26 protein-coding genes and 1 other annotated feature are annotated in these 23553 nt (G+C 37.5%); of the genes, 12 read left to right on the top strand and 14 right to left on the bottom strand.

Annotation, left to right across the window (positions count from 1 at the left end; genetic code table 11):
- Nucleotides 1–2: 2 nt before the first annotated feature.
- Entirely contained in the window at nucleotides 3–1118 is a 1116-nt protein-coding gene (locus ACFSCX_RS00960) for an alpha-hydroxy-acid oxidizing protein (protein WP_377926208.1), read from the bottom strand.
- 80 nt (nucleotides 1119–1198) lie between these two features.
- Nucleotides 1199–1876, bottom strand: coding sequence for a site-2 protease family protein (locus ACFSCX_RS00955; RefSeq protein WP_377926207.1), 678 nt, complete (start codon nucleotides 1874–1876; stop codon nucleotides 1199–1201).
- A gap of 399 nt (nucleotides 1877–2275) precedes the next feature.
- Between ACFSCX_RS00955 and ACFSCX_RS00950 the strand changes: the two genes are divergently transcribed.
- The gene (locus ACFSCX_RS00950; protein WP_377926206.1) at nucleotides 2276–2461 is read left to right on the top strand and encodes a 2-hydroxymuconate tautomerase; all 186 of its coding nucleotides are present in this window, start codon (nucleotides 2276–2278) and stop codon (nucleotides 2459–2461) included.
- 193 nt (nucleotides 2462–2654) lie between these two features.
- On the opposite strand, the gene ACFSCX_RS00945 is transcribed toward ACFSCX_RS00950, so the two are convergent.
- From ACFSCX_RS00945 to ACFSCX_RS00930, 4 genes are all read right to left on the bottom strand, one after another.
- A complete protein-coding gene (locus tag ACFSCX_RS00945) occupies nucleotides 2655–3161 on the bottom strand; it encodes a YwgA family protein (protein WP_377926205.1) in 507 nt (168 codons plus the stop codon).
- A 107-nt stretch (nucleotides 3162–3268) separates the two neighbouring features.
- Nucleotides 3269–4573, bottom strand: a complete 1305-nt coding sequence (locus tag ACFSCX_RS00940; protein WP_377926204.1) for an HD domain-containing protein — start codon at nucleotides 4571–4573, stop codon at nucleotides 3269–3271.
- Between the two features lie 289 nt (nucleotides 4574–4862).
- Nucleotides 4863–5426 (bottom strand): hypothetical protein, encoded by a 564-nt coding sequence (locus tag ACFSCX_RS00935; RefSeq protein WP_377926203.1) that lies wholly within the window; start codon nucleotides 5424–5426, stop codon nucleotides 4863–4865.
- 106 nt (nucleotides 5427–5532) lie between these two features.
- Entirely contained in the window at nucleotides 5533–5754 is a 222-nt protein-coding gene (locus ACFSCX_RS00930) for a YuzB family protein (RefSeq protein WP_377926202.1), read from the bottom strand.
- A 326-nt stretch (nucleotides 5755–6080) separates the two neighbouring features.
- Between ACFSCX_RS00930 and ACFSCX_RS00925 the strand changes: the two genes are divergently transcribed.
- Both ACFSCX_RS00925 and lipL read left to right on the top strand, forming a co-directional pair.
- Nucleotides 6081–6806 carry an RsfA family transcriptional regulator gene (locus tag ACFSCX_RS00925; protein WP_377926200.1) on the top strand — a complete coding sequence of 242 codons (726 nt, stop codon included), beginning with the start codon at nucleotides 6081–6083 and terminating at the stop codon, nucleotides 6804–6806.
- 206 nt (nucleotides 6807–7012) lie between these two features.
- Nucleotides 7013–7852: an octanoyl-[GcvH]:protein N-octanoyltransferase gene (gene lipL / locus ACFSCX_RS00920; protein WP_377926199.1), complete on the top strand. Its 840-nt coding sequence runs from the start codon at nucleotides 7013–7015 to the stop codon at nucleotides 7850–7852.
- Between the two features lie 21 nt (nucleotides 7853–7873).
- Here the strand turns inward: lipL and pta are convergent, their stop codons facing one another.
- The gene (gene pta, locus ACFSCX_RS00915; protein WP_377926198.1) at nucleotides 7874–8845 is read right to left on the bottom strand and encodes a phosphate acetyltransferase; all 972 of its coding nucleotides are present in this window, start codon (nucleotides 8843–8845) and stop codon (nucleotides 7874–7876) included.
- A 200-nt stretch (nucleotides 8846–9045) separates the two neighbouring features.
- Here pta and hemQ point away from each other — a divergent pair, with 200 nt between their 5' ends.
- The 3 genes from hemQ (at nucleotide 9046) to gerQ (ending at nucleotide 10966) form a co-directional block, all read left to right on the top strand.
- Nucleotides 9046–9789 carry a hydrogen peroxide-dependent heme synthase gene (gene hemQ / locus ACFSCX_RS00910; RefSeq protein ID WP_377926197.1) on the top strand — a complete coding sequence of 248 codons (744 nt, stop codon included), beginning with the start codon at nucleotides 9046–9048 and terminating at the stop codon, nucleotides 9787–9789.
- Between the two features lie 223 nt (nucleotides 9790–10012).
- Nucleotides 10013–10438 (top strand): cell wall hydrolase, encoded by a 426-nt coding sequence (locus ACFSCX_RS00905; RefSeq protein ID WP_377926319.1) that lies wholly within the window; start codon nucleotides 10013–10015, stop codon nucleotides 10436–10438.
- A gap of 27 nt (nucleotides 10439–10465) precedes the next feature.
- Nucleotides 10466–10966, top strand: coding sequence for a spore coat protein GerQ (gene gerQ / locus ACFSCX_RS00900; RefSeq protein ID WP_377926196.1), 501 nt, complete (start codon nucleotides 10466–10468; stop codon nucleotides 10964–10966).
- 369 nt (nucleotides 10967–11335) lie between these two features.
- On the opposite strand, the gene ACFSCX_RS00895 is transcribed toward gerQ, so the two are convergent.
- Entirely contained in the window at nucleotides 11336–11707 is a 372-nt protein-coding gene (locus tag ACFSCX_RS00895) for a DUF423 domain-containing protein (RefSeq protein ID WP_377926195.1), read from the bottom strand.
- Nucleotides 11708–11839: 132 nt separating this feature from the next.
- On the opposite strand from ACFSCX_RS00895, the gene pxpB reads away from it, so the two are divergent.
- The 3 genes from pxpB to ACFSCX_RS00880 are packed head-to-tail and all read left to right on the top strand — an operon-like array spanning nucleotide 11840 to nucleotide 14194.
- Nucleotides 11840–12514 carry a 5-oxoprolinase subunit PxpB gene (gene pxpB, locus ACFSCX_RS00890; protein ID WP_377926194.1) on the top strand — a complete coding sequence of 225 codons (675 nt, stop codon included), beginning with the start codon at nucleotides 11840–11842 and terminating at the stop codon, nucleotides 12512–12514.
- Between the two features lies 1 nt (nucleotide 12515).
- Nucleotides 12516–13283, top strand: a complete 768-nt coding sequence (locus ACFSCX_RS00885; RefSeq protein ID WP_377926193.1) for a 5-oxoprolinase subunit PxpA — start codon at nucleotides 12516–12518, stop codon at nucleotides 13281–13283.
- On the top strand, nucleotides 13280–14194 hold the full coding sequence (locus ACFSCX_RS00880; RefSeq protein WP_377926192.1) for a 5-oxoprolinase subunit C family protein: 915 nt from the start codon (nucleotides 13280–13282) through the stop codon (nucleotides 14192–14194). Before ACFSCX_RS00885 ends, ACFSCX_RS00880 begins: the two co-directional genes overlap by 4 nt.
- A 36-nt stretch (nucleotides 14195–14230) precedes the next feature.
- Here the strand turns inward: ACFSCX_RS00880 and ACFSCX_RS00875 are convergent, their stop codons facing one another.
- A complete protein-coding gene (locus ACFSCX_RS00875; protein ID WP_377926191.1) occupies nucleotides 14231–14524 on the bottom strand; it encodes a hypothetical protein in 294 nt (97 codons plus the stop codon).
- 97 nt (nucleotides 14525–14621) lie between these two features.
- On the bottom strand, nucleotides 14622–14882 hold the full coding sequence (locus ACFSCX_RS00870) for a YwdI family protein (protein WP_377926190.1): 261 nt from the start codon (nucleotides 14880–14882) through the stop codon (nucleotides 14622–14624).
- A 140-nt stretch (nucleotides 14883–15022) separates the two neighbouring features.
- Between ACFSCX_RS00870 and ACFSCX_RS00865 the strand changes: the two genes are divergently transcribed.
- On the top strand, nucleotides 15023–15850 hold the full coding sequence (locus ACFSCX_RS00865; RefSeq protein WP_377926189.1) for an HAD family hydrolase: 828 nt from the start codon (nucleotides 15023–15025) through the stop codon (nucleotides 15848–15850).
- A gap of 37 nt (nucleotides 15851–15887) precedes the next feature.
- On the opposite strand, the gene sleB is transcribed toward ACFSCX_RS00865, so the two are convergent.
- A complete protein-coding gene (gene sleB / locus ACFSCX_RS00860; RefSeq protein WP_377926318.1) occupies nucleotides 15888–16547 on the bottom strand; it encodes a spore cortex-lytic enzyme in 660 nt (219 codons plus the stop codon).
- A 122-nt stretch (nucleotides 16548–16669) separates the two neighbouring features.
- Nucleotides 16670–17881, bottom strand: coding sequence for an MDR family MFS transporter (locus tag ACFSCX_RS00855; protein WP_377926187.1), 1212 nt, complete (start codon nucleotides 17879–17881; stop codon nucleotides 16670–16672).
- Nucleotides 17882–18366: 485 nt separating this feature from the next.
- On the opposite strand from ACFSCX_RS00855, the gene ACFSCX_RS00850 reads away from it, so the two are divergent.
- Entirely contained in the window at nucleotides 18367–18861 is a 495-nt protein-coding gene (locus ACFSCX_RS00850) for an Hsp20/alpha crystallin family protein (RefSeq protein ID WP_377926186.1), read from the top strand.
- A gap of 128 nt (nucleotides 18862–18989) precedes the next feature.
- Here the strand turns inward: ACFSCX_RS00850 and proS are convergent, their stop codons facing one another.
- Together proS and ACFSCX_RS00840 are read right to left on the bottom strand one after the other, a co-directional pair.
- Nucleotides 18990–20420 (bottom strand): proline--tRNA ligase, encoded by a 1431-nt coding sequence (gene proS, locus ACFSCX_RS00845; protein ID WP_377926185.1) that lies wholly within the window; start codon nucleotides 20418–20420, stop codon nucleotides 18990–18992.
- Between the two features lie 55 nt (nucleotides 20421–20475).
- Nucleotides 20476–20681: a binding site (T-box leader), on the bottom strand.
- Between the two features lie 66 nt (nucleotides 20682–20747).
- Nucleotides 20748–21767 (bottom strand): YkvI family membrane protein, encoded by a 1020-nt coding sequence (locus tag ACFSCX_RS00840; RefSeq protein WP_377926184.1) that lies wholly within the window; start codon nucleotides 21765–21767, stop codon nucleotides 20748–20750.
- 230 nt (nucleotides 21768–21997) lie between these two features.
- On the opposite strand from ACFSCX_RS00840, the gene zwf reads away from it, so the two are divergent.
- Nucleotides 21998–23488, top strand: a complete 1491-nt coding sequence (gene zwf / locus ACFSCX_RS00835) for a glucose-6-phosphate dehydrogenase (RefSeq protein ID WP_377926183.1) — start codon at nucleotides 21998–22000, stop codon at nucleotides 23486–23488.
- Nucleotides 23489–23553 lie beyond the last annotated feature (65 nt).

The following is a 23553-nucleotide window of genomic DNA, read 5'->3' as shown; positions in this document are numbered from 1 at the left end:
TATTATACTTTGACTAGTAAGGAACGATTGAGAGAATTAACGGAAGCTACTCCTGCTGTTGCTAAGGAAACATCTAAATCCTGAATAAAGTGCCCAAGCACTTCTGAAACACCCTCTTCACCATTTACAGCAAGACCATACACATATGGACGGCCAAGAAGTACGGCATCTGCTCCAAGTGCTAATGCCTTAAAGGCATCTGCTCCCTTTCTAATTCCACTATCAAACAACACAGGAATTTTCCCCTGTATCACTTCTATTATTTCAGGCAAAGCAGCAATGGTTGAAATACATCCATCTAGTTGTCTTCCCCCGTGATTTGACACCACAATTCCATCTACTCCGTATTCCATAGCCTTCTGAGCATCAATTGGGTGCAAAATTCCTTTCAAAAGGACAGGTAGCTTTGTGACATTTTGAATAAATTGTATATCCTCCCACGTAAAGGACGGGGAAAAGAATACATCCATTTGCTTTTCGATGGCAGTATCAAAATCTTTTTCTGGAGGTTGTATAAGAGATGATCGAAAAACAGGATCTGCAAAGTAGTTTCCAGAGGCTGTTCCGAGCTTTAAAGGAAAATATTGATTGGATAAATCAGCTGTCCTCCATCCTGCTGTCGGAGTATCAATTGTAACGACAATAGCTGTATACCCTGCTAGCTCAGCTCTTTGGATAAAACTTTGAGTTATATTGCGGTCTTGACTGCAATATAACTGAAACCATCTGGGATTTGTGCCAAGCTCTTTTGCAATTTCTTCAAGTGAAAAAGTGGTAACCGTACTTGCTATATAAGGCAAATTAAATCGTTTAGCGGCTCTTGCTACAGCTAGCTCCGCCTCAGGATGTACAATACCAAGGTTTCCAATTGGAGCCAGGAAATAGGGAGTGTCAAACGTCTCCCCAAATATGGAAATGGATAAGTCCCGTTTTGAAACATCATTTAAAAACTTCGGCCTAATTTTCCACTTTCTAAAATCTCGCGTGTTATCCTGCAAGGTCTCTTCATGCCCTGCTCCACTTTGAACGTAACTAAACGGATGGGGATCCATGGCTTTTGCCGCTTCACTTTCTAGATCCTCGAAATGATATAGATGTTTCCTTCTCAAAACAGACATGATTTCACACTCCTAGTCTAGCTTTCATTTACAACTGAAAAGCAATCCTATTATGTTAATGTGATTTCTTTTAATATATCTTAATTCCCCATCCACAAAATAGGAGATGCTAGCTTATATAACAAATCACCAAAAAATGGAACGACTGTATGGAAAATGGGATGAATCGTGTATTGATCAAGCGGTGTAATGACTAAAATCAAGAAAATGATGACACCATAATTTTCATATTGGGTTAATCTAGCTCTTACTGATGGTGGTGAAAGGTCTTCAACTATTCGGTATCCATCCAATGGTGGAAAAGGTAGTAAATTAAACACAAATAATACGATATTAAGTGAAATAAAAATATTAAAGAACTGACTTATCATTTCTATCATACCGATTGAAAATCCGTCTGTGACACCCAATGCTTCTAGACTAAACCAAATCACAAACGCTAAGAAAGCAAGTATAAAATTACTCATCGGTCCTGCAATTGAAACCAATACACCTGCTAACCTGGGATTTTTAAAAAAGAATCGATTGACTGGAACAGGTCTCGCCCACCCAAATCCAAGTAAAAACAATGCAATTGTACCAACTGGATCTAAGTGCTTTAAAGGGGATAAAGTCAATCTCCCCTGATTCTTCGCTGTTGAGTCACCAAACTTGTATGCAACAAAAGCATGCGCAAATTCATGTACAGAAAAAGCAATTAGTAATGTAATTAATACATAGGGGAATTCTTCTAATGAAAAGGCTAAAAACTGTTCCATTATTGTCTCCTTATTCATTTAATTTAGGGAAATCCTAACTTACGAATCAGAACCTCGGCAAATGAACACAGACTAAAACCGCCGCTTCTGTGGCAACGTCTGTGTGACCTTCATCCAGTCGGTCCCAACGAACAATCAGTTGTAAAAACCCTCCACTGATTGAAGTTTCAGCTTATCCCGCTCTAACTGGCGCTAAGCCCTCTCTTACTTTCCCTTACGAGGAAGGCCCTTAGCTTCATTAATTAGCTGCTGGTGCATACCGGGGGCTAAGCGCCTGTAATCACCCGATTGGTTCTACTAACAATCAGTGATAAAAACCCACCACTGATTGAAGTTTCACTCTAACACTAGTATACTATATCTACTTCGTAACTTAGAATGTGAAAGTGAGGAATACATATGCCATATGTTACAGTCAAAATGCTTGAAGGTCGAAGTGAAGAACAAAAAAAGCTCTTAGCTGAGAAGGTAACCGCTGCTGTTGCTGAAACGACTGGGGCACCGGCTGAAAAAATTGTTGTTTTCATTGAGGAAATGAGTAAAAACCATTATGCTGTTGGTGGAAAGAGACTGAGTGACGAATAATATCAGTATATAATAACTAAAAGCCTGTTGATGATACATCAACAGGCTTTTTTATTCATTTTGTACGTCTTTTAGATCCTAACACCATATCGTCCATTGCAAATGGAAGAATCGGCATTTATTTCTTTCATCAATCCAGAAATCATGTCTGCTGATTTTCCGAGTCCACCTTATTAGTGCTTCTCTGTCACTATTAGTGAGTTACTTTATTTCTCAGCTTTTCTATATACTGGTATGCCTCTTCTATTTCTTCCTCCGTATAGCGCTGTTTACTTTTCAAGGTGAAGACCTTTTCCTTTACTTCTTCCTTGTCTAAACCTTCAAAATAGAGCACGGTTGAAACAAGCTCTAAGAAACGAGAACTTTGGTCGTTCATTTCTACCATACAGCCGTTAAATGGTGGTAGATCTGTTTCGGATTGAGCTAAAAACTGCTCTCCAATCTCCGTTAGTAAGTAGCGATATTGGTTATAACCACCTTTTTTCTCTTTCACTTCCTCTACAAACCCTAAATTACAAAGCTCCTCAACCCTAAGCGTTAATTCCTCTGAATAAGGCCCATAAAAATGAAAGTCATAACGCTCATAAAATGGGAAGTTTAATTTTTTTGCAATATATATCATCTTTTGAAGTTTTTTTCGTCCGATCACTTCTCCAGCTTCTGAGAATACCTTTAATACTTTTACATGATCCTTTAACAAGCCACCCTCATCTCCTAACTCCTCAAAAAAATCTGATTTATTTATCTGTATCTATGTCTTTGTACTAGATTAAAGATTCTTGTTTCTGATCTAAAATCCTATTATCTTTAGTATGATTTTTTTAATATTTCTTGGATTTGTTCCTTAACTTTCTTTCTAGTGGAAACATCCTCTATTAAATCCTGTGGGAAGTACAGCTTATGATCCGTTCTACGCTTTCCAGATACTGCTTCGACTATCTCTGATTCTCTTGAAAGTTCACGTAATTCCCCGCTAGGCATTAACAAATGAATGGGAAGACGTTCTTCCTCTTCACCTGGTCTATAAAAATCATATGGTAAATCCGAGGAAGAATCTAACACTAAGTAATAGTCTGGGTCTATCCCTGCTTTTTTAAATAGCTGTATCAATTCCATCCATTGTTGCATTTGCAAGTGAGGATTAAACTCAACATACTGAAACAGGTTTCGATTCACAAAACGGCGACAAAGGTCTGCTAAAATATCGTCTTCCTCTTCCATCCAAGTTTGGAAATAATAGAGGATGACAGATTCATCTAGCTTTAAGTAGTCTTTTACATTGATCTCTTCTTTGAAAAGTGAATAGAAGTGTTCTGGTTGCGTTTTAAATGGAAAGTTTTCTTCATGCAAGTGTTTTGCACGATGTAAGATCTTCGTCAAAATGACTTCAGCACTTCTTGAAACAGGGTGGAAATAAACCTGCCAATACATTTGATATCGGCTCATGATATAGTCTTCAACCGCATGCATTCCACTGTGTTTAATGACCACTTGATCTTCCCTTGGCCTCATTACACGTAAAATTCGTTCCATATCAAAATGACCATAGCTAACACCGGTAAAATAGGCATCACGCTGTAAGTAGTCCATTCGATCAGCATCAATTTGACTTGAGATTAAACTAACAACTAGTTTATTTTCGTACGTTTTCGCGATTACCTCTGCCACTTTTTTAGGGAAATCTTTCCCCATCAGACGTAGTACTTTATTAATTTCTGTATCTCCTAAAATAATCGCTCTTGTAAAATCCTCATGGTCTAAATGGAAGACTTTCTCAAAGGAATGTGAAAAGGGTCCATGCCCCAAATCATGCAAAAGTGCAGCACAAAGACAAAGTAGACGTTCTCCATTATCCCAATGCTCTCGATCTTTAAAAACGTCATCAATAATACGCCTGATGATTTCATATACCCCTAGAGAATGGTTAAATCGACTATGCTCTGCACCATGAAAGGTTAGGTACGTAGTGCCTAATTGCCGAATTCTCCTAAGTCTTTGGAACTCAGGTGTTCCAATTAAATCCCATATTAGTTTATCACGCACATGAATATAGCGATGAACAGGATCTTTAAATACCTTTTCTTCACTTAACTGTCCATTGGGATAGGTCATTCCATTACCCCTTCCGTCTACCTACTTAAACTAAAGCGTAAACCTACTAATTTCCAACTATTTAATATGCAACTATGTAGTCTATTTTCTGTGTATGAAATCTATTATAGCTTCTTTTTTTCGATAAAAAAACCCGACTTTTGACATTTTACGTTGTTTCTTCTAACTATCCTAGTGGAAAATATTTTCAAACAACGAGGAGAATAAGCATTGCTCTATGGTTCAACCGTTACAGAAAGAATCGGAAATTTTTTTAAAAAACCCCCACAAAAAAAGTGAGGTCCTGGCATTAATAAATATCATATACTCTTTCTTCTTTGAACGAGTCTTCACCATTTAATGTACGATTCCAAGAATTTGAATTTTCTTGTAACTCCTTCTCTAGCCACTCATAAAGCTTAGATATTTGCGGATCGTTAGTGGAGTCTTCTTGTAATTGCTTGAGCAGTTCCAATACAACATCTATATTTCCAATGGTCCCTTCAACATCAGATAATTGATAGTGACTTAATTCTTCTAAGATGTCACTATTCACCAATTCTTTTTGAATGACAGCAAACTGTTGGAATTCCTTAATCATTTCCGGAATAATTGAGAGAATATTGCCCTCTAGATGATCGATTCCTAATAATCCATCTAGATTAAATACAGCTAGCTGCTTGGATTCTTCTGCCTTAACGTCATTCACTTCTTCAACTTGTAACATAGAATAAGCAGGATCTTCGGTTTTAGCTTCTTCTTGACCTTTTCCCAAAAATAGCCATGCAAAAACACCTAGCTCCATTAAAATAAGTATGCAAAATGTCTTTTTCAACACCTTTATCACCTCTTTACAATTTTCGCCATATTTCAACGTGTACATACTCCTTAATTACTGGGCACCATTCCGTAGTAAAAATTTTTAGTTTTGCTTAAATTCTCATAAATAAAGACAAAGAAGTGCTACCACTTCTTTGTCTTTATTTAATCTTCTTTTCAATTTTTTCGATTAACTCATCCTCAGTTGGTGCTGAAACAGGACGATTATTGACAAATGCAAACGATTTTTTTCGACCAGGTCCACAGTAGGATTGGCACCCAATATCGATGCTAGCATTTGGATCTATTTTCTTCAGGCGCGGTACCAATGTCTTGATATTGGTTGCCTGGCAATCATCACATATACGAAATTCGTTTGCCATGAAGACAATCCTTTCTCTCACTAATTACTATCGGTATTTTACCTTCTACCTACATACAATGCAAGTTAACGAACTTTTCTAACTCCTAGAAAACATGTTCTTTCTCAAAAGAAAACAGATTTAACACTATATAAGAAAAGCAAGTGATACTGCTTCTAATTCTTTGTTAAAACATTTATCAATAGTAATCTACTATCCTTATAAAAAAAAGTATAAAGGTAAATAATCTTGTCCATACTTCTAGTAAACAAAACTCGGATATTGGTCGTCGTTCACCAAATAGAGCCGATGTTCTTATACCATATTAATTATAGGAGATGAATGTGATGAAGGTAAGACAAGATGCTTGGACAGATGAAAATGATTTATTACTAGCAGAAACAGTATTACGTCATGTAAGAGAGGGTAGTACACAATTAAACGCATTTGAAGAAGTCGGAGATAAGTTAAATCGTACCGCCTCTGCTTGTGGCTTTAGGTGGAATGCAGTTGTTAGAGAGCAATATGAAAAAGCCCTAGATTTAGCTAAAAAACAAAGAAAACAACGTCTTAGAAGTCTCGGAGATGGAAAGCCAGCAAAAAAACAGCTGCTATATTCACCTCCAACTCCGACCTTTGTTGAAACTAGCAAAACGGAAGCCGCTATTGAGCCAACTAGTATTCTAGAGACAAAACATGAACAAGCGCCAGTAACTTATCCGAATTTAAATAAGACGCAAACGCAAAGAGAAACAAGTTCGTCAACGATAACAATCGATGATGTCATTCAGTTCCTATCTTCTATGAGTGGCGATCGCTATCAAACATCAAGATTACAACAAGAAAATGAACTGCTTCGTAACGAAAATTCAAAGCTTTTAACTAAAAACGAGGAATTAGAAAAACAAATTATTCAATTAGAAAACGATTCAAAAACAATTGAAGAAGATTATCAGACCTTAATGAACATTATGAACAGAGCAAGAAAGCTAGCGCTATTTGAGGAAGAAGAACGTCCTGCCAATAAATTTAAAATGGACAGAAATGGAAACCTAGAAAGATTAGCTGAATAAACACATTCAAAATGAAAGCAATGGCCTTTGCCATTGCTTTTCTTTTGACCAATTTGAACGTTAGGACAGTTTGTAAAAAATCTAACTTCTCCATATTTCAAATTAGGTATATCTTAAATAGAATAAATCAAATCTGGAGATGATTTGTGTAACAAATAGTATGATATAATAGTGAAGTGAATTTGATTTTGAAGGAGAGCCCATTCATGCTACAGCAAGATAGTCTATTAAAACAAAAGCAATGGAGACTGATTGATCAATCTTCTCTAGGCTCTTCATTTGAGGCAAAGCAATCCTTCGCAATGGATGATACACTTTGTACTTCTGTTGGCAAAGGAGATTCCTTGCCTGTCTTACGATCATGGGTTCATCACCGTACTGTAGTTCTTGGTATTCAGGATACTAAATTACCTCATTTACCAGAAGGTGTATCCTTTCTTCAATCAAGAGGCTTTCATACCATCGTTCGAAACTCAGGCGGACTAGCCGTTGTATTAGACGAAGGAGTCTTAAATTTATCAGTTATTTTTCCCGATACAGAAAAAGGTATTGATATTAATCGTGGCTATGACGCAATGGTCGACCTCATAAAGACAGTTCTTTCTCCTTATTCTGCTATTATTGAAGCAAGAGAGATTGTAGGTTCGTATTGCCCAGGAAGCTATGATTTAAGTATAAGAGGTAAAAAATTTGCTGGGATTTCACAACGCCGTTTACGCGGGGGAGTCGCCGTACAAATATATATATGTGTTACAGACAGTGGTTCAAATCGTGCTCAATTAATAAAGGATTTTTATAGTATAAGCCTTAAAAAAACTGAAACGAAAGTTGTCTTTCCTACGATTGTTCCTAATACCATGGCTTCGTTATCCGAATTGCTCCAGGTGGATCTATCCATTCCTGATTTGATGTTCAATACTCTATTAGCAATTAAGCACCATGGTGGTTCACTAGTAAACTCTCACTTATCAGACGAAGAGGCTCTTATCTATGAACAGAACCTTTCTAGAATGATTGAACGAAACGAAAAAGCACTTGGACGATGAAGATCCAAGTGCTTCCTTTATTTATAACGATTGCCCAGCTGTAATTAAGGCAAGCTTATAAACATCCTCAGCATTACACCCTCGTGACAAATCATTCACTGGCTTATTCAGTCCTTGAAGTATGGGGCCTACCGCTTCAAAATTACCGAGCCGCTGTGCAATTTTATATCCGATATTCCCAGCCTCTAAGCTAGGAAAAATAAATACATTGGCATCTCCTTGAATGATAGAATCAGGCGCTTTTTTGGCTGCAACAGACGGGACAAATGCAGCATCAAACTGAAACTCACCATCTATGACTAAAGATGGATCCATTTCTTTTGCGCTTTGAAGGGCCTTTGATACCTTTTCCGTTTCTGGAGAGTTTGCTGATCCCTTTGTTGAAAAGCTAAGCATAGCAACTCTTGGATCCAATCCGAACAACTTAGCTGTTTTTGCGCTTTCTACTGCAATTTCAGCTAAGTCTTGGCTATCCGGAGATATATTAATGGCACAATCAGCAAATACATACTTCTCCTCTTCTCTTACCATGATAAAAACACCTGATGTTTTTTTAATACCATCTTTTGTTTTTATTATCTGAAGAGCTGGTCTTACTGTGTCAGCAGTAGAGTGAACCGCACCGCTTACAAGTCCATCAGCCTTACCCATAAAAACGAGCATCGTTCCAAAATAGTTTTCATCCTGGAGAATTTCTTTTGCTTGCTCACTCGTAACTTTTCCTTTTCTTCTTTCGACAAATGCTTGGATAACATCCTCTATATATTTATAACTAGCCGGACTCATAATCGTTACCCCATCTAGTGATAATTCAAGTGTTTCCGCCTTTGCTAGAATCTCTTCTTCACGTCCTAGTAAGATTGGAGTCAGTACGTTTTCGCTAGATAATCGACTTGCTGCTGTTATGATTCTTTCATCAAGTCCTTCTGGAAAAACAATTTTTACATCTTTTGATTTTATAGTCTCTTTTAAAGTTGTAAACAAATTAGTCAATGTTCTTTCCTCCTTGCTATTTTGTATACGCTTTTCGTTATTCATTCTAATCTACTATATCCTTCCCATACGAGAAAATAATAACACTCTATGACACAAAATTGTAAACGAATCATATGGGTTTATGAATAATAGAGTTGGTCAAACTATGTTATAGTAGTAATGGATTACATAATAGAGCTTATAAAGGAGTGTTACATATGGAAGCAGCACAAACATTAGATGGTTGGTATTCCTTACATGAATTCCGAGCTATGAATTGGACAGCTTGGAAAACGTTAAGTAGTGATGAAAGACAAGCAGCTATATCTGAATTTCAAGGCTTATTAGAAAAATGGGGCGTGGCAGAAACCAAAAAAGCTGGAAGCCAAGCATTGTATTCAATAGTCGGTCAGAAAGCAGATTTTATGTTAATGCTACTTCGTCCTACACTAGAAGAGTTAAATGAAATGGAATTGGAATTTAACAAAACGCTATTAGCTGAATATACCGTTCCTACATATTCATACGTTTCAGTTGTAGAGTTAAGTAACTATCTTCCAGCTGGCGAAGATCCTTATCAAAACCCTGAAATATTAGCACGACTTTACCCAGCATTACCAAAAGCAAACCACATTTGTTTCTATCCAATGGATAAGCGCCGCCAAGGTCAAGACAACTGGTATATGCTTCCAATGGAAGAGCGCCGTAGCATGATGAGAAGTCACGGAATGATTGGAAGACAATATGCAGGTAAAGTAAAACAAATCATTACAGGTTCTGTTGGATTAGATGATTATGAATGGGGCGTTACGTTATTTTCTGACGATGTACTTCAATTTAAAAAGCTTGTTTATGAAATGCGATTTGACGAAGTAAGTGCTCGTTTCGGAGAATTTGGTACTTTTTTCGTTGGTAACATTCTTCCAACCGAAAAAATATCAAAATTTTTACATGTAAATTAACAGGTCTATAACGTATATGGTTCATATACATACATGTACTTTCGTAATGACAAAGAAATTCCTTGCTGATTAAGCAAGGAGTTTTTTTTGTCATATTCTTTTTTTCTCGTACATAGTATCAAGTAGCAGATTATGAAATTCATTCTACCTATAATCATTCGCACCATTTTCGGCCCTAGCCCATTTGCTAGTAATGCTTCTATTAACAAGAGAGGTGGAGAAAATGGCTGTTGTCAGACATACCGAAGAGGATGTTAAGTTGTTAGCGAGGTTAATGCGTGCCGAGGCCGAAGGAGATGGTAAGTTAGGAATGTTGATGGTAGGTAACACAGGGGTAAACCGTGCCCGTGCAGCTTGTCTGGATTTCAAACAAATCGATTCCATTCGAAAGATGGTCTACCAAAGTCCCGGTGGGTTTGAGGCAACTCAAAAGGGTTACTTTTACCAAGCGGCAAGGGATGTTGATATTGAACTTGCTCGACGCGTATTGAAAGGAGAGCGGTTTCATCCAGCGGAATTCTCTCTATGGTTTTTCCGCCCAGAGGCAAATTGCCCGCCTCAGTGGTTTAATCAGTGGAATGTTGGTAGATTTAAGGCCCATTGCTTCTACAAACCTACATCTGCTGATTGCCCTGATGTTTATAGGTAAACTTTAGAAATTAGGGAGGTTTTTTTTATGGCTCAAAAGTATTCACAAGCAAATCCATATGCGTATTATGGGACACAGGCACCAGGTTATCCCGCACCTGCTACAACTGGTTATGGTTCTACACCTGCCTATACGGATCCAAGTAGCTATAACCCATTATATTCAACTCCTTTAGGTGGTCCACTTGTATCTCCCGGAGCACCAAATGTGGGTATCCAAAACCCAGCTCAGTTTGTTCCTGGAATGCTACCACTAGAAGAATCCTATATTGAAAACATATTACGGTTAAACAAAGGGAAATTAGCTACTGCCTATTTAACTTTCGGTGATCGCAACCAGAAATCATTCACTGGCATTGTTGAGGCAGCTGGTCGGGACCATCTAATTTTAAGTGACCCACAAACAGGAATGCGATACTTATTATTAATGGTTTATTTAGATTATGTTACATTTGATGAGGAATTAGAGTATGAATATCCAAATTACCCAGGTGCAGGATCACAACTTGCTGCTTATCCTCCAAGATAAACTGATACTACAGGATTATTCCGTATCAAACTTATTACCAACAAGTAATTATTATGAACAAAAGGTGCACGCACCCCGTTTAGCCTAAGGCAGAGCAAATGTTCCTAAATGAGAAAAAAGGATGCTTTCCTCTTTTACTCATTTAGGGTTATTTGACCAAGGAAAAAGTGATTTTTCTCTTTCCCTCGAGTATCTGGGTGTTGGAGCTGGATTCCAAGTCACTAGCCCATTCTCTTGCTGAAAACTTTTATACTTTCTTAATAATGTACAAAAAGCGGAGTGTCTTTTCGGACGCTCCGCTTTTTTATAGACTCTGTTCGCCTTGGATGTTGATTTACTACCAACAGAAAATGAGATGTCACTTCCCTTTTATAAATAACGTAAAGCTCCAATTATCACAAATACCCAAGCGATCAAAAAGGCTACTCCGCCAAGCGGTGTAATGGGGCCAAAAAATTTGATGCCAGTTGTGCTTAATGCATAAAGGCTACCAGAAAAGAGAATAATTCCGATAAACATTGCCCATCCGGCTACTGTAAAGGATGGGACATTTGGGAATTTTGCAATCAAAAGTCCTATGATAACTAAACCTATAGCATGAAACATATGATAGGTAACCCCTGTCTTCCAAACCTCTAGCATTCGCTCTGAAAGTTTACCTTCTAATCCATGTGCTCCAAATGCTCCTAGTGCTACAGCGATAAATGCATTAAGTGCTCCTAGTAAAATAAACAGCTTCATTCCATCACCCTATTTTCATTTTGTTACTCTAATCATAACCTTACTTTTCAAAAAAAAACAACGCTTAGCACCTATCAAGATCTGTGTTATGATAAATTTATAATGTTCTGAAAACATCGAGGTGGTTTCTTTTTGTTTACCTTTTCATTTGCACCCATAGGTGATGAGGCTCTTTTAATTCAATTTCATCACAATCATCATGAAAAAATGATACCGATCATTCACTTCTTTACTGAAAAGATGACAGATATACTTAGTGGAAAAATTGCTGAGGTTGTTCCAGGGTTTGAAACCATAGCTGTCTATTACAATCCTCTTTTCTATTCTTATCAAGAAATGATCTCTCTTATTAAACCAATACTTGAATCAAAAACTAATATAGAGAAAAAGATGCAAAAGGTCATTGAGCTCCCAGTTTGCTATGATCCTCCCTTTGGATTAGATATTGAAGAAGTTAGTCAATTGCATGAGATATCAATACATAAACTTGTATCCATGCACAGTACTCCTACCTATTCAATTGCTTTCATGGGGTTTTTACCCGGTTTTCCTTATTTAACAGGTTTACACGAGAGGCTCTATACACCACGTAAATCCACACCAAGAACCTCTGTGCCTAGAGGGGCTATTGGAATTGGAGGAAGCTTCACCGGAATTTATCCATTCTCGTCTCCTGGTGGGTGGAATATTATCGGGCAAACACCTATTTCTATTTTTAATAGAAACCAAGATAATCCCTTTTTTTTACAGCCAGGAGATCTCATCAGATTTTATCCAATCACAAGTAATGAATTCGGAGGAAGTTGATATGATAACAATAGATATTAACTGTGACTTAGGCGAAGGATTTGGATTATATAAAATGGGGCAGGATGATGAACTATTAAGCTTTATTTCAAGTGCTAATATCGCTTGCGGTTTTCATGCAGGTGATCCAATGATTATGAACGCTACCATCAAAAAGGCAAAAAAGAAAAGGGTTAAAATCGGAGCCCATCCAGGCTTTGATGATTTGCACGGGTTTGGCCGAAGAGAAATGAAAGTAGATATTGATGAAGTAAAAAGTCTAATGTTCTATCAATTAGGTGCTATTAAGGCATTCTGTGATTATCACCAGGTACCTCTGAACCATATGAAACCACACGGTGCTCTATATAATATGGCTGCGACAGATCCGTCCATAGCCCGTGCCATTGTAGAAGCGACAAAATCGTTTCATTCGTCACTTATTATATACGGACTAGCAAACAGTGAGCTTATTCAAGCTTGTATTGATTTGAACATGCCGTATGCAATTGAAGCATTTGTAGATAGAACCTATCAAGAAGACGGGACGCTAACTCCTAGAAGCTTGCCTTTTGCTACCATCCATAGTATTGAAGAATCTGTAAATCAAGCTTTATCAATCATCATACATAAAAAAGTAAAGACAGCATCTGGCAAGATGATTCCGCTTGAGGCCGATACATTTTGTATCCATGGTGACCATGAAAATTCTGTAGAGCTTGCTTCTGCTCTTAGAAAAACATTGATTGACCACGATATCATCATAAGAGGATTAGGGGAACAATCATGAGTACACCCATTTTTGAAATAAAGAAATCCTGTTTATATACAACTTTCCAAGATTTAGGGCGTTATGGCTACCAAAAATATGGTGTTGTTACTTCTGGTGCGATGGATCGTTATTCATTTAATATGGCAAATTTATTAGTGGGTAACCCTTTATATTCGGCTGTTTTAGAGGTGACATTAGTAGGGCCTATGCTTTTATTTACTGCCTCGGCTACTTTTGCCATCTGTGGTGCCAATCTTTCACCAACATTAAATGATGTGCCCATACGGACGTGGAAAACGTATACCGCTCATAAAGGGGATATTCTAAACTTTGGCAAGCCAATCGAAGGAGTATATGCTTATCTAGCTGTTTCAGGTGGATTTGATCTTAAACAAAGTATGGGTAGTTTCTCAACCTATACAAAAGCTGAACTTGGCTCTACCTTACATAACGGTGACTTAATATATGGTAGCCCCTCTGTCTTAAAACGAAATCGTGGACTTTCAACCAGGTATATCCGTAATTTTCCTGAAACCGTAACCATTCGCTACATTCCTGGCCCTCATCTCCAATACTTTGAAAGTGAATCTATTACAAATTTTGAAAATCAATCATTTACCTTCAAGCAGGGGGACCGGATGGGAAGTCGATTACAGTCGTCTCAGCCTCTAAAATTTCTAAATACCAATCAGTTACCTTCTGATCCGATCCCATTTGGAGCTATTCAAATTCCCCCAAACGGCCATCCGATTGTTTTACTAGCTGATCGACAAACAACAGGAGGATACCCTAGAATTGGAACCATCATATCCGTTGATATTCCTAGATTTGCTCAGCTGCCAAGGTTTGGAACCGTTTATTTTAAGCAGGTTACGATTGAACAGGCTCAAAAGAAAATGTTCAATGTCAAAAGGAATTTCTTCTTCTAGATAAATTAACCCGCCCATAAATGAGGGCGGGTTAATTTATCTTGTTTGTAAATATATTTGAAGAGCTTCAGCCAAGTCAGTTGCTGTTTCATCTTCAGCCCTTATTTCAAAATGATCACCGTTAAGACTCGCCTCATATCGATTATAGCCTTGTGAGTGTAAGAAATCATTAACATCGGTTATATCCTCAGTCTGCGTCAGTAATGTTTTATGACCTACAAAATCACCATTTACATAAACATCATAACGATCATGCGATATCTTTGAATTAGCATGTTGAGTTAAATTAACTAAAAACATATCCCCATAAGAACCGTTTATTAGCGGCATATCTTCACCTCCTAAAGCGAAGCCTCTGTACCCTCATTGTTTCCTTGACACCCTTGTTTTATGGTTGGTAATGTTGTACAGAACGCTTTATGGAAGCTTAGAAATCAAATAGAGACTCTCCGTTGCCATCCTCGTCTTCTGTTTCAACGGGCTCTTTCTTTTTGGTGAACATAGGTGTAATTGCCTTTGATGTAGTTATCATTTCTTCACTTTTCTCAATAGGTTGCTCCAAAACGATATTGCATAATGTTCGGATGGATAAAAGATGATCTCTTATTTGATGTTGGTTGCTCTCCTTTAAGGATAACTGTATCTCATGTTCAATCTTTTTTAAAATACGTTGCAATGGTATATCCATTTTCCTTTCCCTCTTCCCCAAAAGCTTTGTCGTATTAATGTTATCGTATGGATTCATAAGAATCAAACATCTGTGGTATCATGTAGATGATATACTGGAAAAATAATGTACATACTTGAAAAGAAAAAGGAGCTTATTGTATGAGATCTTTTTTAAAGGCAGCAAAATTAGTCATTTTTGATTTAGACGGGACACTCTATGAAGATACTGATCACTTTGATTATTATGCTCAACTTTTGAAGGATGAGCTAAACAGCCCAGAGTTACAAGCCAGATTTGAGCAAGACTATGCAGAAATGAAGGAAGGCTCACATATTGTAAAGATTGGAAAGGCCTATGATGTGGAGCGCGACTATGTACTCACATTAGATCCAATGACATTGCAAGTAACGGAAGTGCATGGTTGGGATGGTACACTTGTAGATCCTTTGGATGTGAAAGATTTATATAAGGACCCGCTTCAGTTTAACTTTGAGAACATGATTGCCATTGGAGATGGATGGTGGCTCCCCTTTGCTGCAGCAAAACATTATGGGGTTAAAGATACATACACTAACTACAATAAAACTAAAGAGTATATGGTCACCGAACAATTTCAATTAACTAAAACAGCTGGGCTCATCCCGTTTTTAAATGAATTAAAGGAAACAAAACAAATTGTATTATGTACAAACAGTGATATTGATGATGTAGGGCGACTTTTAAGAGAGCTTGAACTTGATAAAATTTTCACACACATTCTGCCATCTGCGATGAAACCAACTCAAACATCCTCACACTTTGAAAAGTTATTAAAACAATATAACGTGAAAGCTGATGAGGCTGTATCAATTGGAGATAACTTCATTAATGAAATTGCTCCTGCTCTAAAACTTGGAATGAAGGCAGTATATATTCATCCAACATATCGTGATGAAGAATCGGCAAATTTGTTAGTTATTCCTACACTTGCAAACGCATGGAAATAATAAATAGGAAAAGCAGACCTTCACAAAGGTCTGCTTTTTATTTACAAAAAATATGTTGTCCAATTTTCTTTATCTGAGGCCGTGACCATATCCATCCACTTGTAGCGGTATTTGGGTTAAAGTAGTAAATTGCATTTCCAGACGGATCCCAGCCGTTAATGGCGTCTAGGACAGCTTTTTTTGCTGTTTCGTTCGGCTTTAGCCATATTTGACCATCTGCAACAGCGGTAAAAGCTCTTGGTTCAAAAATAACACCAGAGACAGTATTCGGAAAGGTAGGGCTGTTTACACGGTTTAAAATGACGGCCGCTACTGCCACTTGCCCAATATATGGCTCTCCTCGTGCCTCTCCATAAACAGCATTCGCCATTAACTGTATGTCATTTTGTGAATAACCTTTTGGCATGTTTGAGGCTGAAGCTCCCTCATTTGGCCTATTATATTTCGTAACCCTCTCAAGTGCTTGTTTCGTTTTGGTACCAGCAACACCATCGACTGACCGCAATCCAAATTCTTTTTGGAAATTTCTTAATGCCCAATAGGTTCCCCAGCCAAAAACGCCATCTATCTTTCCTTTATAGAACCCAATATATTGGAGGCGTGATTGAAGCTCAATGACATCTTCGCCCACGGCTCCCCTTTGGATTACTTGATTCGAAAAAGCCTCTGGATGACTTTCGGATAAGACACAGACCATCATTACTATTACGAAACAAAGAATTATGTGGTTTTTTTTCAATTTTATCCCCTCAGTTTTGTCATGTCATACTATTATTTTCTGTAAGGGAAACCACATTATTCATATTTCAATTTATTATATTAAACCGATACGACCGGCCTCTCTATCAATGACTTTTCATAGCGTGCATTTCCATAATGATAAAATACGATACTACTTGCAACAACACAGCCAATAATTAAAAATAGCACATGACCATTAAATTGACTTAATACCCATCCACCAAATATTGGACCTGTTGAATGACCAATGGAGCGGAGTTGCGCAGCACCGAAATATGTTCCTCTAAGCTCCTCTGGTGCAATTCGATCAATAAACACACTACCTGACGGAAACAGAAATATTTCTCCAATGGTTATTACGATCATAGCTACAATAAGGCCCGTCCAATTTGTAAAAAGCGCAAAACCGAAAAATCCGGCCGTAAAGAGAATCGCTCCAAGCATCATTACATGCATAATTTTCCACTTTTCAACCCATTTGCTTAATGGTATTTGCAAAATGACAACGGTTACCGCATTTATCGATAACAAAACAGAATAAAGAATAACCCCATCTAGGATAATGGACTCTAAATGTTGAGGCAAGGATGATTCGATTTGAGAATAGCCGATGTTCACAAGAATTCCACCGAGTAGAAAGTAACGCAGTGAAACATCTTTACGTATCACGGTAAAAGCAGCTTTGATTGTAACAACCGCTTTTCCTTCATTTACATTTTTCGTCTCATATTTATTCAATAATAGGAGTAGAACAAGGCCATATACAAAATATAGCGAGCCCGTAATAATGAACGTTAAATTAGCTGAAACCAGGGCCAAATACGCTCCTAATAAAGGTCCAACCGCAGCCCCAATATTAATGGCCGTGTATCTCATTGCAAATACCTTCAGACGTCTATCCTTTGGTGTTACGTCCGACATTAAAGCTTGACTTGTCGGCTCGAAGAATGAGCGGCATAAACCATTTAGAGCATTTAACAGCATAAACGCTATCACGTGCGAAGACAGAGCAAAACCGATAAACACTGACGCCCAAACGAAAATTGTCGACAGCATGACAATTTTCCGTCCATACCGATCTGATAAATGTCCCCCAACAAATCCTCCTACCGTTCCTGTCAAGGGACCAATCCCGATCGTAATTCCTATAAGGATCGGGCTTATATCGGTTGTTTTAGATAAATATAAAGCTAGAAAAGGCATCGCCGCAAAGCTTGCGCCTCTTGCAAACACAGTTCCTGCTAATAGCGTCCAAACTATAGGATGGTACTCTTGAACTATTTTTCTCATTTTTGATTTTCCCTTCGTTGTTAACCTCTTATCTGCTTCTTTTCAAATTTCATACATGGTTGCCCTGAAGATTGGAATACAGATACTGAAGGTAAATGTGGTGTTTTAAAGTTAAACGCCTTGCAGCCTCTTGGAAATCTGGCATCCCAAGTTGTATAAAAATGCTTACATTTAAAACAATCCACCCGTTTCATAACCTTTCACCCCTTCTAATTGAAGTTTTCTCGATATATCGGTCATTTTTCTGGATATCTTAAATTTTTTGTGGATATATCCTGATTTTTTCTGGATATATTGAAAAAATTGTGGATATCCCCTGATTTTTTCTATATCTCTTGTTCAACCCTTTATGTGGATGAATTCCAAAAAAATCCGCATTTATCCCTATAACCAATTTTTTTAAAGACAATAAAATAATTATATATAATATCTTGAACATTAAAAGGAAAACAAGATGGAAATTAGCCTGAAAGGAGATTATTGAGATGGCACATAAGGAAGACAAACACCAAGAGAATAACTCACAACACTTGACTCCTTTTCGTCATGAACCCATTAATCATTTCATGAAATCAATGGATGATTTTTTTAATGCAAAACCATTGAAAGGAGTCATGGATTCAATTGATGAGTTCTTCCATCGTTCATTCGTAGGTAGTATTCCTATCGATCTATATGAAACAAAAAACGAGTTAGTCGTACATGCTGAAATCCCAGGAGTTAAGCGAGAACAAATCTTTCTAGACATCGTTGGAAATGTGTTGAAAATCTCTGTTGAACATAATGAGGAAAGTGAAGAAAAATATGATAGTCATAACTATTATCGTCGCGAACGGTCATACAACCGTTTAGAAAGAACCGTTCATTTACCCTATCCAGTTAATGAGAAACAAGTAAAAGCTTCCTATCAAAATGGCGTTTTAAAGATTCGTGCCCCGAGAGGACAAAGAAGAAAAAGTCGTATTCAAATAGATGAATAGAAAAATTAAGGCGTCCAGAAGCCCTAGAAATAGCAGCTACCTTGTTTTTTATATGTTGGTGTCACATTATTTCTTCGTCTTTCTTTTCACAATGTAAAAAGCAGGGAGCTCCCTGCTTTCGTTCTTTTTTAATATGCTTTCGCCCAATAAACCATGGACTCCGCTTTTTTTCCGCAGCACACACACTCTTTTGTTATTTCCTCTTGTTCAAAAGGAATACATCGAGAGGTTGCTCCTGTTTCTTCTTTAATTTTTTCTTCACATTCTAGGTCTCCACACCACATTGCTTTAATAAACCCTGATCTTTTTTCGAGCGTTTCTTTAAACTCCTTCATATTTATTGCTTTCGTTGTCTTCTCTTCACGAAGTTGCAGCGCTTTTTGATAAAGATTATGCTGGATTTCATCTAATAATTTTATTATGGCTGATTCGATATCTTCAATTGGTGTGAAGATTTTCTCTCCCGTGTCACGACGCGCGAGCACAACCTGACCTTTTTCAATGTCTTTCGGACCTACCTCTAATCGAATTGGAATTCCCTTCATTTCATACTCGTTAAACTTCCAGCCTGGCTTTTTATCACTTGCATCAAGATCAACTCGAGCATATGTTGAAATGGTTTCTTTTAGGTCATACGCAAAATCTAATACCCCTTCTTTATGCTGAGCAACTGGAACAATCATAACTTGAATTGGTGCTGCCTTTGGAGGAATGACAAGGCCTCGATCATCACCATGAACCATAATCATTGCGCCAATCACACGGGTGGTTAAACCCCAAGATGTTTGATGTACATATTGGAGCTTTCCTTCTTTATCGGTATATTGGATCCCAAATGCCTTTGCAAAGCCATCTCCAAAATGATGAGATGTTCCGGATTGAAGTGCTTTTCCATCATGCATTAGGCTTTCCACTGTATAGGTGAATTTGGCTCCTGCAAATTTTTCTTTTTCTGTTTTTTGGCCTTTAATAACTGGAATCGCTAAAATATTCTCTAATAAATCACCATAAACATTCAGCATTTTTGTTGTCTCTTCATGTGCCTCTTCATCTGTTGCATGACACGTATGACCTTCTTGCCATAGAAACTCTAAAGTACGAAGAAATGGACGAGTTGTTTTTTCCCATCTTACGACATTTCCCCATTGATTGTAGAGCTTTGGCAGATCACGATAGGAGTGAATAATGTTTTTATAATGCTCACAGAACAGCACTTCCGAGGTTGGACGGACACAAAGTCGTTCAGTTAGCTCTTCCGAACCACCATGTGTCACCCAAGCTACTTCTGGGGCAAATCCTTCAATATGGTCTTTTTCTCTTTGAAGAAGACTCTCCGGAATGAAGAGTGGCATATACACATTTTGATGCCCAGTTTTTTTAATTTGGGTATCCAATTCATCCTTAATCATCTCCCATAAAGCATACCCGTAAGGACGAATAATCATGGAACCTCGAACACTTGAGTAATCGACTAAATCTGCTTTCTTTACTACATCTGTATACCACTGTGCAAAATCTTCATCCATTGCCGTTATTTCTCTTACAAAATCCTTTTGCATGTACAAGCACCTCATATTCTTATTCTCATTTGATAAACAAAAAAGCCCACTTTATAAAAGGGACCAATTACTTGGCGGTACCACCCTTATTTATAAAGCAAGGCTTTAAACTCTCTACATGGATAACGGAATTGTCCGCGTGTATTTTTCAATACAGAACTCAAAGGCAGGTTCAAATGGGTGTCAATAGGAACCTTTCACCAAACAGTTCCCTCTCTTAAAAGACACTATCACTTTACTAATCCTTCTCATCGTCTCTTAAATATGATGTTATTAACTAGAAATATAATGATATCTCTATATACTTGTCAAGTACCTGGTAACCATCTATTTAGGATTAGGCAGCTTTTTCAACATAAATGAAAGCAATATGACAAATCCAATATAGCCAAAGATAGGATACATGTAACGAACTAATGAATCAAAGCCTATTAAGCTAATAAAGTAACAAGTCATAAGAATTCCTATTGTAATGGACCTTTTGGGCTTAGTAGAGCCTGAAAGCTTCCGGGAAATTCCATACACATTACCTATTAATGTTGTGTAGATTTCTCCGTATATTACGAACACAAACATGATATGTAAAACTGTACCAATCGTCTTGATAATTTCAGCCATTGGAATACTATAGGCGGTCATGTTATCTATTGTTAATAAAGCTAGGTGGCTTGTAATCAAGATAAAGGTTAACCCAAGTCCCCCTAGAAAACCTCCCCATCTGATAACGGATTCATTTTCACTATCACGACCTAACGGTACAAGAACGGCTTGACAGAGAGCTAAATTATAGGAGGCATAGGCAATGGCACTCAGTAAAACCTTCCACAAACTGGTCTGTTCACCGTAAAATTCTGTTGCACTTGGAAAGGCTGTTAATACAATCAGGCTAAAGATGATCATTAAGGGAACAATAAGAGAGTTCACAAATAATAAGCCCTTCATCCCTTTAATAACCGCTACGTAACAGAGTGTAAGGGTTAATAAGATACCTAGTTGAGCCGGTAGACCTAGCTGCTCACGAAATACCGCACCAGTCCCAGAGAGCATAACGGAAGTAACACCAAAGAGCATGATAATAAAAATAATATTCACATATTTGCCTGTTCGTTCGCCAAATAAATATTCATTAACCTCTTGATAGGAGTTTGCTTGTATCCGCTTGGCGATTAGCATGATTTTAATTCCAATCCATATAAATAAATATCCACAAATGAGGATACCAATGAGTCCAATCATGCCATATTGAGAGAAGAATTGAACAACCTCTCTTCCTGTTGCAAATCCTGCACCTACAATTGTACCAATATAAGTAGCTGCAACCTGTAATATCGCTTTTGTATTTTTCATCTACTCACCTTCTTCTCTTAAAATGTTATTTGATATACTATATGAAGAAATCATGGTGAAAAGACGAGCTTTTTTGGTATGATTAGTAGGATACAAATGTCATTAATTGTAGAAATCTGTTACAATAATGGAGGTTTGTTTTAAAATAATACTCTTTATACTTACAAGTTGGCTGTAGGTGTAAGGAAAGTGTACATATAGCATTTATTTATAAAGTGAGGTACTTTTCAATGAACATAGAAAACCCTAAATCACTCATTGTTATATTTGGTGCAACTGGTGATCTTGCGAACCGTAAGCTGTTTCCATCCATTTACCGCTTATTTATCGGCGGTAAACTCTCCAAACACTTTGGTGTTATAGGAGTAGCGAGAAGACCTAAAACGAATGATGAGTTTCGTACCAATGTAAAAGAAGCCTTACAAGAGGCATCTATCCCTGTTTCAGATGAAGCAATAATAGATGAGTTTTGTCGTCACTTTTTCTATCATCCGTTTGATGTGACAAACAAAGATTCCTATCAAAGCTTAAATCAGCTTCTTTCCTCACTTGACGAACAATTTCAAGTGGGAGGAAATCGCATCTTTTATTTAGCAATGGCACCTGAATTCTTTGGTACCATTGCTTCTAAGCTAAAGTCAGAGGGATTAACAGATACAGCCGGATGGAAGCGATTAGTAATCGAAAAACCATTTGGGCATAACTCCCCTTCGGCAGAGGAATTAAATGAAAAAATTAGAGATGCATTCTCAGAAGATGAAATCTATCGAATTGATCATTACTTAGGAAAAGAAATGGTTCAAAACATAGAGGTTATTCGTTTTGCTAACGCACTTTTTGAGCCACTTTGGAATAATCGATATATATCAAATATCCAAATTACCTCGAGCGAAACTCTTGGGGTTGGTGATCGGGCGAGCTACTATGAAAAGTCAGGGGCACTAAGGGATATGGTTCAAAACCATATGCTTCAAATGGTTGCACTGCTCGCCATGGAACCACCAAGTAGGTTACAAACAGAGGAAGTAAGAAGTGAAAAGGTTAAGGTATTACGTTCTCTACGCAGAATTCATATAGATGAAGTAGATGATTACTTTGTACGTGGACAATACGATCGAGGGACAATAAACGGAAAAGAAACGATCGGATATCGTGAAGAGAATGGTACAGAACCTGAATCAAATACTGAAACCTTTGTTGCAGGAAAATTACTAATTGATAACTTCCGCTGGGCTGGTGTCCCTTTTTATATTCGTACAGGAAAGCGAATGACTGTAAAGTCCACAAAGATTGTGATTGAATTTAAAGATATGCCGATGAACCTTTATTTTCCTGCCGGTGAAGAAAGAAGACCTAATGTTTTAGTTATTCATATTCAGCCAGATGAAGGAATTACTCTACATATCAATGCGAAAAGCTCTGGCCCTTCAAGTGGAACGATACCAATCAAAATGGACTATAGTAATAATAGCGTCAATAGCATGAACACACCTGAGGCTTATGAGCGACTTTTATATGATTGTTTACGCGGTGATGCAACCAATTTCACGCATTGGGATGAAGTAGCACTATCTTGGAAGTTTATTGACTCAATCTCAGAAGCTTGGGCAATGAGAAAAGCCAATGATTTCCCAAATTATGCTGCTGGTTCTATGGGTCCTACTCAATCTGATATGTTACTTGAAAAAGATGGTTTCCATTGGTGGCCATTGGATCATTAGAAAAAATTTAGCTAGTGACAGGTCTTTGGACGCCGGAGAAGCTTCGTTTTTTATGAGGAATTTTG

It is taken from the genome of Bacillus salitolerans (assembly GCF_042680805.1).
Taxonomy (GTDB): Bacteria; Bacillota; Bacilli; order Bacillales; family SA4; genus Bacillus_CJ; species Bacillus_CJ salitolerans.
Note: the sequence above shows the minus strand (reverse complement) of the source record. Positions and strands in the feature narration are given on the sequence as shown.

What these genes read in the sequence shown, in the direction of transcription:
- ACFSCX_RS00960 (WP_377926208.1), bottom strand. Translation starts at nt 1,118, where the DNA reads ATGTCTGTTTTGAGAAGGAAACATCTATATCATTTCGAGGATCTAGAA.
- ACFSCX_RS00955 (WP_377926207.1), bottom strand. Translation starts at nt 1,876, where the DNA reads ATGGAACAGTTTTTAGCCTTTTCATTAGAAGAATTCCCCTATGTATTA.
- ACFSCX_RS00950 (WP_377926206.1), top strand. Translation starts at nt 2,276, where the DNA reads ATGCCATATGTTACAGTCAAAATGCTTGAAGGTCGAAGTGAAGAACAA.
- ACFSCX_RS00940 (WP_377926204.1), bottom strand. Translation starts at nt 4,573, where the DNA reads ATGACCTATCCCAATGGACAGTTAAGTGAAGAAAAGGTATTTAAAGAT.
- ACFSCX_RS00930 (WP_377926202.1), bottom strand. Translation starts at nt 5,754, where the DNA reads ATGGCAAACGAATTTCGTATATGTGATGATTGCCAGGCAACCAATATC.
- ACFSCX_RS00925 (WP_377926200.1), top strand. Translation starts at nt 6,081, where the DNA reads ATGAAGGTAAGACAAGATGCTTGGACAGATGAAAATGATTTATTACTA.
- lipL (WP_377926199.1), top strand. Translation starts at nt 7,013, where the DNA reads ATGCTACAGCAAGATAGTCTATTAAAACAAAAGCAATGGAGACTGATT.
- hemQ (WP_377926197.1), top strand. Translation starts at nt 9,046, where the DNA reads ATGGAAGCAGCACAAACATTAGATGGTTGGTATTCCTTACATGAATTC.
- ACFSCX_RS00905 (WP_377926319.1), top strand. Translation starts at nt 10,013, where the DNA reads ATGGCTGTTGTCAGACATACCGAAGAGGATGTTAAGTTGTTAGCGAGG.
- gerQ (WP_377926196.1), top strand. Translation starts at nt 10,466, where the DNA reads ATGGCTCAAAAGTATTCACAAGCAAATCCATATGCGTATTATGGGACA.
- ACFSCX_RS00895 (WP_377926195.1), bottom strand. Translation starts at nt 11,707, where the DNA reads ATGAAGCTGTTTATTTTACTAGGAGCACTTAATGCATTTATCGCTGTA.
- ACFSCX_RS00885 (WP_377926193.1), top strand. Translation starts at nt 12,516, where the DNA reads ATGATAACAATAGATATTAACTGTGACTTAGGCGAAGGATTTGGATTA.
- ACFSCX_RS00880 (WP_377926192.1), top strand. Translation starts at nt 13,280, where the DNA reads ATGAGTACACCCATTTTTGAAATAAAGAAATCCTGTTTATATACAACT.
- ACFSCX_RS00875 (WP_377926191.1), bottom strand. Translation starts at nt 14,524, where the DNA reads ATGCCGCTAATAAACGGTTCTTATGGGGATATGTTTTTAGTTAATTTA.
- ACFSCX_RS00870 (WP_377926190.1), bottom strand. Translation starts at nt 14,882, where the DNA reads ATGGATATACCATTGCAACGTATTTTAAAAAAGATTGAACATGAGATA.
- ACFSCX_RS00865 (WP_377926189.1), top strand. Translation starts at nt 15,023, where the DNA reads ATGAGATCTTTTTTAAAGGCAGCAAAATTAGTCATTTTTGATTTAGAC.
- sleB (WP_377926318.1), bottom strand. Translation starts at nt 16,547, where the DNA reads ATGGTCTGTGTCTTATCCGAAAGTCATCCAGAGGCTTTTTCGAATCAA.
- ACFSCX_RS00855 (WP_377926187.1), bottom strand. Translation starts at nt 17,881, where the DNA reads ATGAGAAAAATAGTTCAAGAGTACCATCCTATAGTTTGGACGCTATTA.
- ACFSCX_RS00850 (WP_377926186.1), top strand. Translation starts at nt 18,367, where the DNA reads ATGGCACATAAGGAAGACAAACACCAAGAGAATAACTCACAACACTTG.
- proS (WP_377926185.1), bottom strand. Translation starts at nt 20,420, where the DNA reads ATGCAAAAGGATTTTGTAAGAGAAATAACGGCAATGGATGAAGATTTT.
- ACFSCX_RS00840 (WP_377926184.1), bottom strand. Translation starts at nt 21,767, where the DNA reads ATGAAAAATACAAAAGCGATATTACAGGTTGCAGCTACTTATATTGGT.
- zwf (WP_377926183.1), top strand. Translation starts at nt 21,998, where the DNA reads ATGAACATAGAAAACCCTAAATCACTCATTGTTATATTTGGTGCAACT.